General features: G+C 70.6%; 14 protein-coding genes and 1 pseudogene. 11 read left to right on the top strand and 4 right to left on the bottom strand.

Annotated features, from left to right (window positions below):
- Window positions 1-1,398: pseudogene (locus Aco03nite_RS54055) on the bottom strand (hypothetical protein); the annotation flags it as partial.
- A 175-nt stretch (window positions 1,399-1,573) separates the two neighbouring features.
- On the opposite strand from Aco03nite_RS54055, the gene Aco03nite_RS14070 reads away from it, so the two are divergent.
- A complete protein-coding gene (locus tag Aco03nite_RS14070; protein ID WP_239145149.1) occupies window positions 1,574-3,172 on the top strand; it encodes an amidohydrolase in 1,599 nt (532 codons plus the stop codon).
- A gap of 659 nt (window positions 3,173-3,831) precedes the next feature.
- On the opposite strand, the gene Aco03nite_RS54050 is transcribed toward Aco03nite_RS14070, so the two are convergent.
- Complete coding sequence (locus Aco03nite_RS54050) at window positions 3,832-4,386, bottom strand: MarR family winged helix-turn-helix transcriptional regulator (protein WP_275415865.1); 555 nt, start codon at window positions 4,384-4,386, stop codon at window positions 3,832-3,834.
- An 855-nt stretch (window positions 4,387-5,241) separates the two neighbouring features.
- On the opposite strand from Aco03nite_RS54050, the gene Aco03nite_RS14060 reads away from it, so the two are divergent.
- The 4 genes from Aco03nite_RS14060 (at window position 5,242) to Aco03nite_RS14045 (ending at window position 8,975) form a co-directional block, all read left to right on the top strand.
- Window positions 5,242-5,724 carry a nitroreductase/quinone reductase family protein gene (locus tag Aco03nite_RS14060; protein WP_203795518.1) on the top strand — a complete coding sequence of 161 codons (483 nt, stop codon included), beginning with the start codon at window positions 5,242-5,244 and terminating at the stop codon, window positions 5,722-5,724.
- A 312-nt stretch (window positions 5,725-6,036) separates the two neighbouring features.
- Entirely contained in the window at window positions 6,037-6,708 is a 672-nt protein-coding gene (locus Aco03nite_RS14055; protein ID WP_203795517.1) for a hypothetical protein, read from the top strand.
- A 688-nt stretch (window positions 6,709-7,396) separates the two neighbouring features.
- Window positions 7,397-7,900, top strand: a complete 504-nt coding sequence (locus tag Aco03nite_RS14050) for a discoidin domain-containing protein (RefSeq protein ID WP_203795516.1) — start codon at window positions 7,397-7,399, stop codon at window positions 7,898-7,900.
- 373 nt (window positions 7,901-8,273) lie between these two features.
- Window positions 8,274-8,975: a hypothetical protein gene (locus tag Aco03nite_RS14045; RefSeq protein ID WP_203795515.1), complete on the top strand. Its 702-nt coding sequence runs from the start codon at window positions 8,274-8,276 to the stop codon at window positions 8,973-8,975.
- A gap of 67 nt (window positions 8,976-9,042) precedes the next feature.
- Here the strand turns inward: Aco03nite_RS14045 and Aco03nite_RS14040 are convergent, their stop codons facing one another.
- On the bottom strand, window positions 9,043-11,049 hold the full coding sequence (locus Aco03nite_RS14040) for an alkaline phosphatase family protein (RefSeq protein WP_203795514.1): 2,007 nt from the start codon (window positions 11,047-11,049) through the stop codon (window positions 9,043-9,045).
- A 329-nt stretch (window positions 11,050-11,378) separates the two neighbouring features.
- On the opposite strand from Aco03nite_RS14040, the gene Aco03nite_RS14035 reads away from it, so the two are divergent.
- Genes Aco03nite_RS14035 through Aco03nite_RS14020 form a run of 4 tightly spaced genes read left to right on the top strand, consistent with a single transcriptional unit; the run spans window position 11,379 to window position 14,363 of the window.
- On the top strand, window positions 11,379-12,104 hold the full coding sequence (locus tag Aco03nite_RS14035) for a glycerophosphodiester phosphodiesterase (protein WP_239145148.1): 726 nt from the start codon (window positions 11,379-11,381) through the stop codon (window positions 12,102-12,104).
- A gap of 10 nt (window positions 12,105-12,114) precedes the next feature.
- Window positions 12,115-12,750, top strand: coding sequence for a GntR family transcriptional regulator (locus tag Aco03nite_RS14030; RefSeq protein ID WP_203795513.1), 636 nt, complete (start codon window positions 12,115-12,117; stop codon window positions 12,748-12,750).
- Window positions 12,751-12,770: 20 nt separating this feature from the next.
- A complete protein-coding gene (locus Aco03nite_RS14025; RefSeq protein WP_203795512.1) occupies window positions 12,771-13,778 on the top strand; it encodes a 1-aminocyclopropane-1-carboxylate deaminase in 1,008 nt (335 codons plus the stop codon).
- 3 nt (window positions 13,779-13,781) lie between these two features.
- Window positions 13,782-14,363 carry a GNAT family N-acetyltransferase gene (locus tag Aco03nite_RS14020; protein ID WP_203795511.1) on the top strand — a complete coding sequence of 194 codons (582 nt, stop codon included), beginning with the start codon at window positions 13,782-13,784 and terminating at the stop codon, window positions 14,361-14,363.
- On the opposite strand, the gene Aco03nite_RS14015 is transcribed toward Aco03nite_RS14020, so the two are convergent.
- A complete protein-coding gene (locus Aco03nite_RS14015; RefSeq protein ID WP_239145147.1) occupies window positions 14,316-15,131 on the bottom strand; it encodes an SAM-dependent methyltransferase in 816 nt (271 codons plus the stop codon). The two genes, Aco03nite_RS14020 and Aco03nite_RS14015, sit on opposite strands and share 48 nt — an antisense overlap.
- A gap of 167 nt (window positions 15,132-15,298) precedes the next feature.
- Here Aco03nite_RS14015 and Aco03nite_RS14010 point away from each other — a divergent pair, with 167 nt between their 5' ends.
- Together Aco03nite_RS14010 and Aco03nite_RS14005 are read left to right on the top strand one after the other, a co-directional pair.
- Window positions 15,299-15,991, top strand: coding sequence for a GH12 family glycosyl hydrolase domain-containing protein (locus Aco03nite_RS14010; RefSeq protein ID WP_239145146.1), 693 nt, complete (start codon window positions 15,299-15,301; stop codon window positions 15,989-15,991).
- A gap of 94 nt (window positions 15,992-16,085) precedes the next feature.
- Window positions 16,086-17,108: an intradiol ring-cleavage dioxygenase gene (locus Aco03nite_RS14005; protein WP_239145145.1), complete on the top strand. Its 1,023-nt coding sequence runs from the start codon at window positions 16,086-16,088 to the stop codon at window positions 17,106-17,108.
- Window positions 17,109-17,117: the final 9 nt, after the last annotated feature.

Raw genomic sequence — 17,117 nt, 5'->3', positions numbered from 1 at the left:
CCCACCGGCATACCCAGGCTGGCCGGCAAAGCCCGGCCCACCGGCGGATCCCGGCCCACTGGCAAAGCCTGGTCCACCGGCAGATCCCGGTCCACCGGCAGATCCCGGTTCACCGGCAGATCCCGGCCCACTGGCAAAGCCTGGTCCACCGGCAGACCCCGACCCATCGGCAAAGCCTGGTCCACCGGCAGACCCCGACCCATCGGCAAAGTCCGGTCCACTGGCAGACCCCGGCCCGCCGGCAGACCCCGGTCCACCGGCAAAGCCTGGCTGTCCGAGCTGACCCGGCGCGGAGGGCGGCATGGCCGTGGCCAGTTCGCCGGCAGAGGCTGGTTGTCCCGAAACGGGAAGTGGGGTAGTGGGCGTTTGCCCACTTGCCGGGGCGCCGTTGGAACCGGCGGCTGGGGCTGTGGGGCGGCGGTAGCTGGGGAGTTGGAGGAAAGCGATGTTCAGCAGCAGCACGGCAAGGAAGGACAGGGACCAACCCGTCGGGCCGGCGTCGGTGGCGGTGGCCAGTAGTGGGAAGACCGGCTGGGCCAGCAGGAGAGCCGCTATGCGGGGGCCGCGCAAGCCGGTCAGCTTTGCATAACCGGCGGAGATCGTGGCGGTTGCGGCCAGCACCCCGGCCGTGTACCCGGACGGGTCCACATCGCGCACCCACAGTAGACCGACCGCCCAGGCGGCGAAACCGTCCAGCAGGATCATCAGCAGGCCGACGATCGCGAGGGTCTCGGCGGCGGCGCGCAGGCCCCGGCGGGTGGCGAACGGGGGGACCGCCAGCACCGCGGTAGTCGCGGCGGCCAGCAGCAGTGCGCGGCCGGTCACGCCCACCTGGGCCCAGGCGACCGCGGTGAACACCGACGCCGCCACCAGCAGCAGGATGCCGCCGAGGGTGAACAGGACGTTCTGCACGGTGATCGTGCTGAGCTTCGGCTCCGTGTGCTGCCCGGAGACCGGCGCATGAAAGGGCCCGGGAACAGGCGCAGAAACCGGAGCCGAAACGGGTGCCGGGCCGGGTGCGGCAACGGGCGCCGGGACAGGGGTGGGAGCGGGCGCCGGGACAGGCGTGGGAACAGGCGCCGGGACAAGCGTGGGAACGGGCGCCGGGACAGGCGTGGGAACAGGTGCCGGGACGGGAGCCGGCGGTGGCAGGGTGTTGCGGCGGGCGACGACCCGGGCCGCCAGGTCCATGCGCCGGTTACGGATGTCGTGGATTCGCGTGCCCAGCTCGGCCACCCGGGTGCGGGCCGCGGTCAGCTGCTGCCCGAGTTCGACGATCTCGCCGTCGAGACGGATCACCTCGGCGGCTTCGGGATCGGGGCCGGCCCCGCACGCCGGGCATCCGTCCGGGAGGGCTGCGGGGGCGCCGCAGCGGGGGCAGGGGTACGAGGTCGTCACGGCGTTCCCGGGGTAGCAGGGGTCAGGTGCACAGCTTCGCGTATCGACGCAACTCTGTACGACGGATATCGCCTGGTGAGAGTGGTTACGGCCGGGTTCCGGACAAGGTGTGTGAACCCGGACTCCGATTCGCCGGTACTAAAGGTCGAGGGCCGCCGTGCGGAGGGAGCGCCACGTGAGCACCGCCGATCTGATTCTGATGGCCGACCGGATCCACACCCTGGCCGGCGACGGTTTGCCGACCGCGATCGCCGTCGCCGACGGAGTGATCACCGCGCTCGGGGACCGTTCCGGCGCCCGGGACTGGCGTGGACCGTGCACCGAGGTGATCGACCTGGGTGACGCCACGATCACCCCGGGCCTGGTGGACGGCCACTTCCATCCGGTCATGGGTATCGGGCTTACTCGTGGAGTGGACCTGTCCGGCGTACGTACGATAAATGATCTTGAATGTGCTCTGCGGGGTGTGGCAGTCGAACCCGGAGGCTGGCTGGAAGGGTGGGGACTCGACCCCAACGTCTTCGCCGGCGCGCCGATCACCCACGAACCGCTGGTGGCCGCGGTCGGCCCGGACATCCCGGTCTTCCTGCTGCTCTTCGACGCGCACTCGGCGCTGGTCAGCCCGCGGGCGCTGGAACTCGCCGGGATCACCGGGCCGCGCACGTTCACGTCCGGCGCGAGCGTGGTCTGCGACGCGGCCCGGCGGCCCACCGGGCACCTGCTCGAGATCGAAGCGTTCGACCTGGTCCGGGTGCTGCTGCCGGACGACGGGCCGGCCGACCGCCGGGCCCGGCTCGCCGCCCTGTTGCGCCGGATGGCGGCGTGCGGCCTGACCGCCGCCAACGCGATGGACTTCGAAGCCGACTCGCTCGACCTGTTCGGCGCCCTCGAAGACGACGGTGACCTGCCGGTCCGCTGGCGGTGCGCCCCGTTCGTGATGCCCGGCGCCGGCCGCGACGGGCTCGACGACGTGATCGCCCGGCAACACCTCGCGGGCCGTCGCTGGGAAGTGCGAGGAGCCAAATTCATGATTGACGGTACGATCGACGGAGGCACCGCCTGGCTGGACGAACCCGACAGTCACGGCGAATCGACCGCCTGCCTGTGGCCCGACCCCGCCGGTTACGCGGCCGCCGCCCGGTTCCTGGCCCGGCACGACATCCCGATCGTCACCCACGCCATCGGCGACGCCGGGGTCCGGTACGTGCTCGACACCTACGCCGGCCTGGCCCGCACCACGGTTCCGCACCGGATCGAACACCTGGAGACCATGCCGACCGAGCTGATCGACCAGCTCGCCGCCCTGGACGTGACGGCAAGCATGCAACCCACCCACTGCACCGGCTACGTACGCGCCGACCACACCGACAACTGGTCCACCCGCCTCGGCAAACGCCGCGCCGACCGGGCGTTCCGGGCCCGCGACCTCCGCGACCGCGGCGCCCGCCTGGTCCTGGGTTCGGACTGGCCGATCGCCCCGTTCGACCCGCGCGAGATCATGGCGGCGGCCCGCCTACGCCGTCCCGCCGGCTCCCGCGACGTCGAACCGGTCCTGCCGGAACAGGCGCTGACCGCCCGGATGGCACTGGAGGGCTACACGTCGGAGGCGGCGGCAGCCGAGGGCCTGTCCGACGTGACGGGCCGCCTGATCCCCGGCCATGCGGCAGACCTGACGGTCTTCTCCCGAGACCCCCTGACCACCCCCGCCGACGAGCTGTCCGAAATCGATTTCCCCATGACCGTCGTAGGAGGACGGATAGCCCACCGATCCTGACCCACCACCCAACGCCTGGCACACCCTCTGCCCGGCACACCCTCTGCCCGGCACAGCTTCCGCCCGGCACACCTTCCGCCCGGGACGCGGTGGACGCTCATGTGCCAGTCGCCGGGGTATTCCTGGTACAGCGTCCGGGTGATCACCGCGGCGAGTTCCAGCTCATCTTCCGCCTGGCTTACCCTCCGCCCGGCCTAACTTCCGACTACCTATCTTCCGCCCGGCCCACGCCTGGCTTGCCCTCCGCCTGGCTTACGCCTGGCTAACCTCCGTTTGGCCCATGACTGGCTCACCTCCGCCTGGCCCATATTCCGCCTGGCCCATATTCCGCCTGGCTTGTGCCTGGCCCATCTTCCGCGCGTGTCCGCGTTTGACCTTCCCTTTGCGCGCCCGCCCTTTGCGCGCCCGCCCTTTGCGCGCCCGCCCTTTGCGCGCCCGCCCTTTGCGCGCCCGCACTTGCTCTGGCCCTGGCCTGCCCGCGCGCGCTGGTCCTTCGTCCCGTTCGTGCCGGACCGTCGTTCGAACCCCAACGTGATCACGTTGATCACGGTCCCACCGGCGTGCGGTGAGCTGCGGGTCGAGCCACCACGTGGGGTGGCGAGAGGCCTTTGCGCGGTGGGGGTCATCGGGATGGCGGGCCAGACTCCGCGTGGTGTGGGTCAGTGGGGTGTCGGTGGTGTGGTGCGGATGCGTTCGGCCTCGGCCAGTTGCAGGCGGCGGCCCGCGTTCAGGACCTCGGTGATCAAGGCCAGTTCGGTGGGGGAGTAGCGGGACAGGAGGGCATGCCCGGCGCGGGCGATCGGGCCGTACAACCTGTCGAGCTGTTCGGCCGTGCCCGGGGTGATCGTGACCGCGGCCCGGCGGCGGTCGGCCGGATCGACCTCACGGCGCAGATGGCCGGCCGCGGAAAGGCGTTGGATGGCCGCGGTAGTGGCAGCCGGGCTGAGACGGGCCGCGGTGGCCAGGTTCCCGGCGGTCACCGTCCCGGCTTCGACAACCAATCCTAGGATCCGCAGATCGGTCCGGTTGACTCCGAGCGCTTCCGCCGCGGCCTCATCAACCTCGTCGGTAGAAGCCCCGAACCCGGCAGCAGCCTCTGCAGCAGCCGAAGTGGCATCGAAGCCGGCGGCCCCAGCGATCCCCGCCCTCGGCCCACCCCGAAACCCGGCCCCAAATCCCGCAGTACCGCCCGCGCTGCTCGCGGTCGTGTTCACGCTGCTGCCCGCCCCGCTCCTGGCTATGCCCGCGTTGCTCCCGGTTGTGCCCGTGTTGCTCGCGGTCGTGTCCGCGCTGCTCCTGGCTTTGCCCGTGTTGCTGCCGGGTGTGCCCGCGCTGCTCCTGGTACTGCCCGTGCCTTCTTCGAAGTTCGTGGTGTCGCCTGCCCGACCTTCGATTTCAGCGGTATCGGTGGCAACGCCCTTGAAGTCCGCGGTCCCAGAGGCGTCTGAGCTGGTGAGGAGGCTTGGAGCGGCGAGGCTGTCCGGGGTGGCGGGGAGGTCTGTGCTGCCGGCGCGGCTTGGAGTGGCGAGGGCACCCGCGGCCCAGGGGAGGTCTGTGCCGGCGGGCCGGCTCGGGGTAGCGAGGGCACCTGGGGTGGCGAGGGCACCCGCGGCCCCGGGGAGGTCTGTGCTGGTGGGTCGGCTCGGGGTGGCGAGGGCACCTGGGGTGGCGAGGAGGTCTCCGGTCGCCTCGTGGGCGGGGGTGGCGTCGGCGACCAGCGGCCCCGGTGCCGGGACGGGCGCCGAGACGGGCGCCGAGACGGGCGCCGGGACGGGTGTCGGGACGGGCGCCGAGACGGGTGTCGGGACGGGTGCCGGGACGAATGCCGGGCTTGGCACCCGGCTGGACGCCGGGCTGGACTGCGGGATAGGCGCCGGCCTGATCTGCGGCGGCACCGGGCTGGACTGCGAGCTGGATGCCGGGATGGGCGCCGGGCTGGATGGGGGGACGGCTGGGGGGCTCGGGGCGTGGTGGGCCGACGTGGTGGGCCCGGCAGGTGGCGGCGATTGCTTCGACACTCGAAGGAATATACCTTCTAGGAAAAGCTTCGATCGTCGAAAGGAATTTGGATGTCTCGGCGTGTCGTGTCCGGGCTGCCCAAGTGGCTGCCGTTCGCCAATCGGGTGGTTCGGGGGCTCAGTCGGCTAGGGGTGCCGCTGGGGACCGTTCATGTGCTCACCGTCGCCGGGCGGCGTAGTGGGCGGGAGCGGGTCACCCCGGTGTCGCCGTTGACCGTCCGGGGGCGGCGGTTCGTGGTGGCGGGGCTGCCGGACGGGGACTGGGCCCGGAATGTTCGGGCCGCCGGTCGCGGGGTGCTTGCCGCCGGGCGGAAGCGGAGCGTGGTCGGGCTTGTCGAAATCACCGATCCGGGGCTGAAGGGGGCGGTGATGCGGGCGTTTCCCACCGAGGTTCCGGGTGGGGTGGCGTTCTTCGTCAAGCTCGGGCTGGTCACCGCGGGGGATCCGGGGCAGTTCGAGGCCGCCGCGGGCCGGGTCGCCGTTTTTGAAATCGTTGTCGGGCATTCGCCGGATGGGCGGAAAATTGCTGACTAGGGTGAGGGAATGGGGGTATTAAAACACAAAATAATCGTGCTTCCGGCGGCATTCGTGCTTTCCGCCGGACTGGGGCTGACAACTGTGGTGGGACCGGCCGCGGCGGCTCCAACGGCGCCGGCCGCGGTGGCCCCGCCACCACCGCCGGGCGCAGATCAACCCGATGACCAGGACGGAGCGTCGCATCACGTCGGCCAAGGCGGAGAGCCGCATCGCGCCGATAAGGGCGGAGAGCCGCATCGCGCCGACAAGGGCGGGGCGCCGCAACGCGCCGACAGGGGCGGCGTGCCGCGACCCGTGGACAAGGGCGGCGTGCCGCGACCCGTGGACAAGGGCGACGCGCCGCGACCCGTCGACAAGGGCGACGCGCCGCCTCCCCCTGACAAGGGTGGAAAGGTAGCGAAACAGCTCGAGAAGGCGGTGCTCTCCGAGGACGACGTGCCGAAGGGCTACGTCGCCCAGGACATGCCGCACATCGACGAGATGTTCGCCGCGATGGTCGGTGGTTACCGGCTGAACGCGGATCCGTGTGCGACGCCGCCGAAGTACACCGGGAAGCCCGACGGTGTGCCCAGTGCCACCGCCCTGTTCCTGAACGAGAAGAAGAGCGTCGTGGTGGTCGAGATGCTGGCCGCGACCGGCCCGGAGGTGGCCTCCGACATGGTCACCGACACCGAGACGGTCCTGGACGAGTGCCCGGTCACCAAGTCGCCGGGCACCGAGCTGGAGATGGAGGCGCTGGACTGGAACCCGAAGCTGGGCGACGAGTCGATCACCGTGGGGATGCGGTTCGATGTGAAGGAGCCCGACCTCCGGATGAGCATGCGCGGAAAGGTGGCCTTCGTGGCGTACCGGGACCTGTCGTTGACCGTGGGGTTGATCGGGGTCAAGGAGCCGTCGGATCGGGACTTCAAGAACGTGGTCCGCACCGCGGTCCGCAAGGCCGTTCTCAGTACGCCTGTCGCTACCGAGCGTCGGATGTGAGGGCCCAGGTCGGGCCGGTTCCGGAACGGATCGGCCCGACACACGGGTGGTGACCTGATTCACATTCGAGGAGGCCCGTCCCTGCACCCGGCCCTGTCGGCGGTGCCCGGACCGCCCGGCCGCGATCACGCGGTGTCCTTCGTAGGCCAAGATATCGCGCGGCGATCACCGAGTCGCGTGGGTCACAGTGAAGGCGGAGGGTTCCGGAGTGGACGGGCGCGACGGTGAGGGGGCCGGGGAAACCGGTAGGGAACAGCAGCGGAAACCGTCCCGGGCGGACAGTCTGCGGCTCACCCGGATGCCGCAGATCCCGCGCACGAATCCGACCGGCGCCTATCCCAAGGTCATCCCGAGGTCCACGGTAGAAGCTCAGGAAATAGCGGTAGATGCCCAGGAAAAACAGCCGGATAAAAGACCGGATGAGAAGAGGGAAAAGGGTGAACCGCGCAAGCCCGGAAACCGCCGCCTGATCCTGATAGCCGCCGGAATCGCGGTGGCAGTGGCCATTCCGGCCGGCTTGATCGCGGCCGCCCTCCCACAGCGAGGCGAGGCCGTGGCACCGGTCTCCGAGGACCTGACCACCACCGCCCCCACCGGACCGGTCTCGGCGGAGGCGGTGGAGAGCGCATCGAGCGCGAGTGGGAACACAAGCCCGAGCGCGGGCGCAAGTCCGAGCGCGAGTCCGGCCGTGAGCGCGAGCGCGGAGGTGCCGGGTTCCGCGGAGCCCACGACCGCCCCCACCGAACAGCTCACCACCGAACCGGCGGCCGCGGTGCGGACCACACCCCCGGGCAGAGCGAACCCCTCCGGCACCAACCTGGCTCTCAAGGCCGCGGTGTCCGCCTCGGACTCCGAGGGGGAACGATGGCTCCCGGCCTACGCCTGCGACGGTGACCCGCTGTCGCGGTGGTCGAGCGGTTTCACCGACGCCCAGTGGATCAAGGTGGACCTACGGGACCGATGGCAGCTCTCCCAGGTCCTGCTGAGCTGGGAGAACGCTCACGCGACCGCCTACCGGGTGGAGATCTCCGCCGACGGCAGGCAGTGGCAGCGGGTCTTCTCGACGACGACCGGCACCGGCGGCGAGCAGACGATCTCGCTGGCCGGCAGCGTGGCCCGCTACGTGAAGATGACGGGCGTCAGGCGCAGCAATCAGTACGGCTATTCGCTGTACGAGATCGAAGTCCGATAGCCACCACGGGCGATCAGCCAGCACCGATCACACAAAGTAACCAATATTCGGGTATGACGGCGGCCCCACCCGGGCCGCCGTCACTCGTAAGCCGGAATGCAGGACTTCGAGAAAAATTTCCGGAACCGCACAACCCGCCCTCTGAACAGGACTTTCACGCCTCGGTAAGGGGTGGTCCATCGAGGATTCGACAAAAGCCGTTGAACCCGTGGGCCACCGGCGCCCGTATCGCACCCCGACCGACGACATCGAAGTCCCACGACGAGGAGTGATTATGAGGCCGCGTTCGTACCGACGTAACCCGGACAATCGGCGGAAGGTGATCGGCGCTTCGGTGGTCGCGGGAGTTCTCGTTGTCAGTGGCATTGTCGGTGTGCAGCTCGCCAATGCCGGTACTGAAGCGAACCCCGGAGCCAAGGGCGCGGCCGGTGCCGAGGGCGCCGCTGCCGCCGGTCTGGTGAACGTCGACGGCAAGCAGTTCGACATCTCGAAGTGCGCGCAGCTGGAGATCAACGCCGGCGCCGTGATCTGTGACGGCGAGGAGCTCGCGCCGGTCGAGGCGGTGGGCGCCGGTGAGGCGGCCGAGGCTTCGGCGGTGGCGCTGGAGGCGGCGTGCGATACGTTCGCGGCCGATGTGGCGGCGGTGGGTGCCGAGAACGGCAACGCCGAGGAGGAGGCCGGTGCGGCCGAGGACGCGGCGGCCGAGAAGGCTGAGAACCGCGCGCAGGCCAAGCGCTACGCGAAGATCGTCCGCGCCGCCAAGAAGGAGAAGCGCGAGCAGGCCGCCGAGGCCGCCGAGAAGGAGAAGGGCAAGCAGAAGGGCGAGGCCGCCGAGCAGGAGAACGGCGCCGCCGAGGAGGAGGCCGTCGACGCCGCCGCCGCGGTGACCGCGGCTCAGGCCGTGTTCCTGCAGTCCTGCCTGGACCTGGCCGACGCGAAGCTGGCCGCCGCTGCCGACGCCGGTGCCGAGGACGCCGAGCAGGGTGCCGAGGACGAGGCCGGCGCCGAGGACGCGGGTGCTGCCGAGGACGCCGAGGCGGGCGCCGAGGAGAAGGCCACCAAGCGCGGCAACTGATCCCGCGAGTGAGCCGGGACGGTGGCAAGGGTGACTGGGCGGATCCCGAACCACCGTCCCGCAGTATTCACAGCAGTGCCGAGAGCCAGCGTTTGAGCTGGAGATGAACCTGATCGGCCCCGTACAGGAGGCCGTCGGAGGAGAGCAGATCGTCGTCCACCGGCCAGTCCCGCGGGTGGACCAGGACCGCCTCGTTCTGCCCGCCGCCGAGCCCGCCGTGGCACCCCACCAGCTCCTCGAAGGCGTGCACCTCGTCGGTGCTCGGGTCGAGCGTGGAGTGCACCAGCAGATCGGCGGCGTTGTCGAAGCCGGAGACGCGCAGCAGGTCCCCGGCGGCGCGTGGCCCGAACGGCGCGAGTGGATCCTCCCCCTGTACGGTCCCGTCGGCCAGGACGTGCACCCCGCGGGGCCCGATGGCGAGGGGACCGCGGGCGCTGTCGGCGACGAGGAAGCCGATGCCCGGTTCGCCGAGCAGTCCCGGGATCAGCAGCGGATATCGTTCCCGCAGATCCTCCAGGGTGACCGGGGCGGCCAGCCGGGGGAACCAGACGAGACCCAGATTGCCGGAGCCGACCACGACGAGATCCCCGGTCGCGGCGGTGGCGGGCGGTCCGACGAGCATCCCGGCCTGGGCGCCGGTGGAGCGTTTCCGGGCGAAGAACCCCAGCGGCCCCTGGGTGCCGAGCAGGTCGGCGAGCAGCGCGTTGACCAGGCCCCACCCTTCGATGTCTCCGGTGGCGGCGACTGTCGAGGCCGGGGAGGACAGCAGATCACGGACCACTTCCTCCAGCGTACGGCCGGCGATCTGGCGGAATGTCGGCCCTTGACTCTGACCGTGATCGGAGAGGACGACGAACCGGTAGCCCCGTGGCGCGGCCGCCGCGATCTGTTCCAGGGTGCCGAGGACCCGGTCGACTCCGGCCAGCGCGTCCAGGGATTCCGGCCGGGCGACCCCGGCGTGGTGGGCGATCTCGTCGTAGTCCACGAAGTCGACGAAGATCACCGGCGCCCCGCCCATCATGTGTTCGGCGACCAGGGCCACGTTCAGATCCCGCAGCAGCACGTTGGTCAGCCCGCGCAGCAGCGGGTACGCCCCGTGCCGGTGGATCCGCGGCTCGATGCCCCGCATCCGCTGCTGCCGCCCCTGCCAGATCTCCTTGACGATCTCGCCGACGGTCAGCACCAGGGACCGGACCAGGATGAACGGCCGGGCGAAGAACCGCAGGTAGTCGCCGCCCGGCCCGAGCCCGCCGCGGCGACCGGCCCGGCTCATCACCATCAGCGCGGTGGTGGCGTCGCCGCTGAACATGTTGGAGATGCTGACGCCACCGCCGGCCAGCAGCCCGTGCCCGTCGGAGGCGCGTTTCTCGATGAGTTCGGCGTCGGCCGGCCGGTTGGCGACGACGAGGCGGCCGAGCGCCCGGTCGTACCAGCGGAACGCCGGGATGCCGTCGTTGGTGCCGTGCAGCAGGGCGGCCTGGCTGGCCGGGGTGGTCGACGGCACCCGGGCCCACCAGGCGGTCGCGTCGTGGCTGCCGGACCGGACCCAGCGGGACAGGGTGGGCAGCACCCCGCTGGTGATGCCGTGCCGCAGCAGCGGGTGGGACAGCCCGTCGATCTGCACCACGACCAGCCCGGCGCCGTCCCGGGCCGAGCCGGCGCCCTGCCGGCGGGCCCGGCGGAGCAGGTCGGCGACCAGGTAGGAGCTGTCGTTCACGCCGAGCACCCACTGCACCACCACTGAGACCACACCGACGACGGTGAAGGCGACGAACACGGTCTCCCAGCCGTCGATCCGGATCCGCGGGATCCAGATCAGCGTGAAACCCACGATCAACACCTGCGTGAGTACGCCGAGCAACAGCGCCGCGACCGCGCCGTACCAGCGGGCCAGCAGTCGCAGCACCGGCCGGGTCAGCCCGTCACCGACCGCGACCACCGCCGCCACCGCGAGACCGGCCCACCAGTAGCCCAGGTCCAGCCCGGCGAGCAGCCACGATGCCACGGTCAGCGCGAGCGCGGTCGGCACCAGCCCGAGCACCGCGTCGCGGATGTCCTGCCCGGTGACGCTCACCATAGGGACGTTAGGCCCTACGGTGCCGGTCCCGGCGCGGGTTGACTGTCCCCAGCGGCGCCGAACGTGTGCCGCCGGCAGAGGGAACAGCAAGCAGGACCGCAGATGATCCCTGTCGTGACCGGGTTGCCGCCCGGTCACGACATCCCTCGCCCATCGACATGCGTCGTTACCGACCGGTTCATCGTCGATGCCTAGCGTGACGAGCATGCGCAGAACCTCGACGTTCGCACTGTCCGCACTCCTGGTCCTGGCCGGCCTGGTCACGCCGTCGGCGGCCCAGGCCGCACCCTCCGTCCCGCGGGCGCGCGCCCGGCGCTGCGGTCATCGTGGTCGCGCACCGGGGCGCCTCCGCGGTCGCGCCGGAGAACACCCTGGCCGCCACCCGGCTGGCCCTGGCGGCGCGTGCCGACTGGATCGAGACGGACACCCAGCCCAGCCGGGACGGTGTCCCGTTCGTCCTGCACGACCGCACGGTCACCCGCACCACGAACGGCACCGGCGCGATCCGCAAGCTGACCGCGGCCCGCCTGAAGAAACTCGACGCCGGTTCGTGGTTCGCCCGTAGGTTCACCGGGGCGCGCCTGCCGACCCTGGCCCAGCAGCTCGCCTACGTGCGCCGCCACGACGGCCGGATGATCGTGGAGATCAAAGGGCCACACACCAAAACCCAGATCCTTGCTGTCGTACGCGTGATCAGAGCCCAGCAGATGACCGGCCGGGTCCTGCTGCAGAGCTTCGACGAGGTGTCCCTGCGCCGGGTCCGCCAGCTGGCCCCGGAGCTGCCGATCGCCCTGCTCCGGACCACGATCGACAAGGATCCGGTGGCCGTGTCGAAGCGGCTGGGGCTGGCCGCGTACAACCCGAAGGGCAGTGCTCTTCTGGCCCGTCCGGGCGTGGTGGCCCGGCTGCACACGGCCGGTGTCGCGGTGTTCGCCTGGACCGAGGACTCGGCGGCCCGCTGGAAGCGCCTGGACGCCATCCGGGTCGACGGCATCATCACGAACAAGCCGGCCGACCTCGTGCACTGGAAATCCCGGCAGGTTGGCATCTAACATTTCAGTTGTGGAGAACATCGGACGGCATCTGCTGCGGGATGCCGCCTACGGTCGGTTGCGCCGCGCGATCGTGGACGGCACCCTCGCTCCCGGCTCGGCGCTGCGGCCCGACGACCTGGCCGAGCGCCTGGGCCTGTCCCGCGCCCCGATCCGGGATGCGATCACCCGCCTGACCAGCGAGGGCCTGGTCGAGTCGAAACCGCAGAGCTACACCCGGGTCACCGAGGTGGTGGCCAAGCAGGTGGAGGACGCGGCGGCCGTGCTCGGGGCGATGCACGATCTCGCCGTACGACAGGTGGCGACCGCCCTGACCCCGGACCACCTGGACGCCATGCGCCGGGCCAACACCCGGTTCGCCGCGGCCGTCACGGCCGGTGACGTGGAGGCGGCCCTGGCCGCCGACGACGAGGTGCACGCGATCCCGCTGCTGGCCTACGGCAACGCCGCCGCCTCCGGCACGGTCGAGCGCTACACCCCACTGGTCCGGCGGGCCGAGCGCCTGCTCTTCACCTCGGCCGACGCCGGCCGGTCGGTGCGGCTGCACGACGACCTGATCGCGGCCCTGGCCGCCGGCGACGAGACACGCGCCGTCGCCGTCAACACCGAGATCTGGGGACACCTGCACCACAGCGTCACTCTTTGATCGACAAGTTAGGTGGTCTCATGGGCATCTCCGAGTTCCCGCGTCACCCGCTGCTGTTCGGGCCCTCGCCGGTGCACCGGCTCGACCGGCTGACGCGACACCTGGGCGGCGCCGAGATCTGGGCCAAGCGGGAGGACGTCAACTCCGGTATCGCGTACGGCGGCAACAAGACCCGCAAGCTGGAGTACCTGGTCGCGGACGCGCTCGCCCGGGGCGCCGACACGCTCGTCTCGATCGGTGGCGTGCAGTCCAACCACACCCGCCAGGTGGCCGCGGTCGCCGCCGCCACCGGCCTCAAGTGTGTGCTGGTGCAGGAGAGCTGGGTCGACTGGCCGGACAGCGTCTACGACAAGGTCGGCAACATCCTGGTCAGCCGGCTCGCCGGGGCCGACGTGCGCCTGGTCAAGGCCGGTTTCGGCATCGGCTTCAAGGAGAGCTGGGAGCTCGCTCTGGCCGAGGTCACCGACAACGGCGGTACGCCGTACGCGATCCCGGCCGGCGCCAGCGACCACCGCCTCGGCGGGCTGGGCTTCGCCAACTGGGCGTACGAGGTGATCGAACAGGAGAAGCGGCTGGGCGTCTTCTTCGACACGGTGATCGTCTGCTCGGTCACCGGCAGCACCCAGGCCGGCATGATCGCCGGGTTCGCCGCCGCCGGCGGACCGGCCCGCCGGGTGATCGGCATCGACGGCTCGGCGAAACCGGCCGAGACCCACGCGCAGGTGGCCCGGATCGCCCGGAACACCGCCGCGCTGATCGGCGCCCGCGAGCTGACCGACGACGAGATCATCCTGGACGACCGCTACCACGGCGGCGTCTACGGCATCCCGGACGAGGCGACCCTGGACGCGATGAAGCTGGCCGCCCGCACCGAGGGCATGGTCACCGACCCGGTCTACGAGGGCAAGTCGATGGCCGGCCTGATCGACCTGGTCGGCCGGGGCGAGATCGGGGCGGACTCCAAGGTCCTCTACGCCCACCTGGGTGGACAGCCCGCTCTGAACGCGTACGCCGGACTATTCTCCTGAGCCATGCCCGTCCGTCCCGCGCTCCCCGCCGACGCCGCCGAGCTGGCGGAGATCCACGTCCGGACCTGGCAGGCGGCGTACGCGGGGCTGATCCCGCAGGACTACCTGAACTCTCTCGAACCGGCCCAGCGTGAACCGGGCTGGCGGCGGTGGTTGTCCGAACTCCGGCCACCGCACGCCATCCTCGTCTGGGCCCCCTCCGACCCGGCCGGGACCGCCAGCCCGGCCGGGTCCGGGTTGGCCGGTTTCATCACGGTGGCCGCCAGCCGCGACCCGGAGCCGGCGGCGCGGGGGATCGGTGAGGTCTATGCGATCTACGTGCGGGACGCGCACTGGGGGAGTGGCGCCGGGCGGGAGCTGATGGCCGCCGGGTTGCGCAGTCTCGCCGCGTCCGGATTCACCGAGGCGACCCTGTGGGTGCTGGCGTCCAACGTGCGGGCGCGGCGGTTCTACGAGGCCGCCGGTTGGGTGCCGGACGGTGCGGCGAAAGTGGACTCCAGTCGGGGCTTCCCGCTCGAGGAGATCCGCTATCGCCGTTCAGGGTTTGCGGCCCACGGCGCCGTAGATGCCGATCTCCTCGGGTGACGGGCGCTGGTGGGCCGGGACCTCGGGGAGCCACTCGGAGACCGGGACCACGCCGGGGCCGATCAGGCCGAGACCGGCGAAGTACTCGCTGAACTGGGCCTTCGTTCGCGGGTGCGCGTCGGACCGGCCCCTGGCGATCATGTCCCGGGCGACGGCGGCCTTGGCCGGGGCGGTGAAGTCCAGGGTGAAGTTCGAGGCGGCCAGGTAACTGCCGGAGGGCAGGGCGGCGAGCAGTTCCCGCACCACGTCCCGGGCCTCGGTGTGGTCCTCGATGAAGTGCAGCACCGCGATCAGCACCAGCGCGACCGGGCGGCCCAGGTCCAGGGTCTCGGTCAGTCGCGGGTCGGTCAGGATCGCGGCCGGATCCCGCAGATCCGCCTCGATGTACCTGGTCCGGCCCTCGGGGGTGCTGGTCAGCAGGGCGCGGGCGTGCACGCTGACCATCGGGTCGTTGTCCACGTAGACGATCCGGGCGTGCGGCATCCGGCGCTGTGCGACCTCGTGCGTGTTGTCCGCGGTGGGCAGGCCGGTCCCGATGTCGAGGAACTGGCCGATCCGCGCCTCCTCGGCGAGGAACCGCACCGCACGCTGCAGGAACGCCCGGTTCTCCAGGGCCGAGAGACGGACCGTCGGGTGCACGCTCTCGATCAGGTCACCGGAGGCCCGATCGGCGGGGAAGTGGTCCTTGCCGCCCAGCCAGTAGTTGTAGCGCCGGGCCGGGTGGGCCGTCGTGGTGTCCAGCCCGGCCGGCACCGTCTCCTCCACCACGGGACCTCCTCGATCGACGTCGAACGATCACCCTACCGCAGAATCACCGTCCGTGATCCTATGTGGACAGCGTGGATCGGTCGTGTTGCGCGGCTGTTACCTCATCGCCTAGGCTCATTCATCGAAGCGCTTCGATCAGATCATCTCCTCCCCCAAGGAGCATCCCCGTGCGCAAACTCCGTATCGCGCTGTCCCTGCTGATGGCCTCCGCCCTGCTCCTGGTCGGAGCGAACCCGGCGAACGCCGCGGTCTGGTCCAGCACCGCCCAGTGGGGCAACTGGACCAGCGGCGCCTACACGATCTACAACAACATCTGGGGCAGCGGTGCCGGCCCGCAGACCATCTGGGCCAACTCCACCAGCAACTGGGGTGTCTGGGCCAACCACCCGAACACCGGCGGCATCAAGTCCTACCCCAACGCCAGCATCACCGTGAACAAGAGGCTCAGCGCGCTCAAGAGCGCCACCAGCAGCTTCAACGTGACCGTGCCGACCAGCGGGGTGGCGTTCACCAGCGCCTACGACATCTGGGCCGACGGTCACACGTACGAGATCATGCTCTGGATGAACAAGTACGGTGCGGTCGGCCCGCTCGGCACCTTCCAGACCAACGTCACCGTCGGTAACCACAGCTGGGCCGTCTACAGCGGATCCAACGGCTCCAACCAGGTCTTCTCGTTCGTCCGGACCAGCAACACCAGCGCCGGCACCGTCAACATCAAAGCCGTCATGGACTGGATCAAGACTCGTGGCTGGTACGGCGACGTGACCCTGAGCCAGGTCCAGTTCGGGTACGAGATCACCTCGTCGAGCGGCGGCAAGGACTTCGTCACCAACAGCTACTCCGCGACGGCGAGCTGATTCATGCCCCGTTGACAGTCCGTCACAGGAGGCCCATAGCTTCCGCTGGTTATCTGTTCGGGTAACACCCACCGAGCGGCAAATCGGAGGAATTGTGAGCCCCAAGCAGAATCCGACCTATCAGGGGCGCCCACTGCCCCACCCCGACGAAGAAGTCTTCGACCAGGGGCTGGGATTCGACCTGGGCACCCTGATGGGCCGGCGGCAGATACTGCGGGCCTTCGGCATCGGCGCCGTAACCCTGGGCCTGGCGGCCTGCACCAACGAGTCGTCCACTTCCGGGGCGTCGGCGACGTCCTCCACCGGGACGGGCTCGACCTCCTCCACGGAGATCCCGGACGAGACGGCCGGGCCCTACCCGGGCGACGGCTCGAACGGGCCGGACGTGCTGGAGCAGACCGGCATCGTGCGCAGCGACATCCGCTCCAGCTTCGGCGACGCGTCCGGCACCGCCGAGGGCGTCCCGATGACCCTGGAGCTGACCATCACCGACCTGGCGAACGGTGGCAGTCCGTTCGCCGGGGTCGCGGTCTACGTCTGGCACTGTGACCGGGCCGGCCTCTACTCGATGTACTCCGAGGGTGTCACCGAGGAGAACTACCTGCGCGGTGTGCAGATCGCCGACAGCGCCGGCAAGGTGAAGTTCACCAGCATCTTCCCGGCCTGCTACACCGGGCGGTGGCCGCACATCCACTTCGAGGTGTACCCGGACGAGGCGAGCATCACCGACAACACCAAGGCGATCGCGACCTCCCAGGTGGCGATCCCCAAGGAGTACTGCGACACGGTCTACCAGGAGGCCGGGTACGAGTCGTCGGTCACCAACCTGGCTCAGCTCACCCTGGAGACGGACAACGTCTTCGGTGACGACGCCGCCGTCAAGCAGCTCGCCACCGTGACCGGTGACGTCGCCAGTGGATACGCGCTGGCCCTGACGGCTCCGGTCGACACCACCACCACGCCGACCGCGGGCGCCGCCCCGGCCGGTGGTGGCGGTCCTGGCGGCGGTGGCACCCCGCCCAGCGGTGGCCCCGGCGGCGGTGGCACCCCGCCGAGCGGTGCTCCGGGTGGCGGCGGTCCGGGCGGCACTCCGCCGTCGGGTGCGCCGCCGGCCTGATCCACGCGG

The organism is Actinoplanes couchii, assembly GCF_016862075.1.
In the GTDB taxonomy this organism is placed as follows: domain Bacteria; phylum Actinomycetota; class Actinomycetes; order Mycobacteriales; family Micromonosporaceae; genus Actinoplanes; species Actinoplanes couchii.
This window is presented reverse-complemented; position numbering and strand designations above follow the sequence as displayed.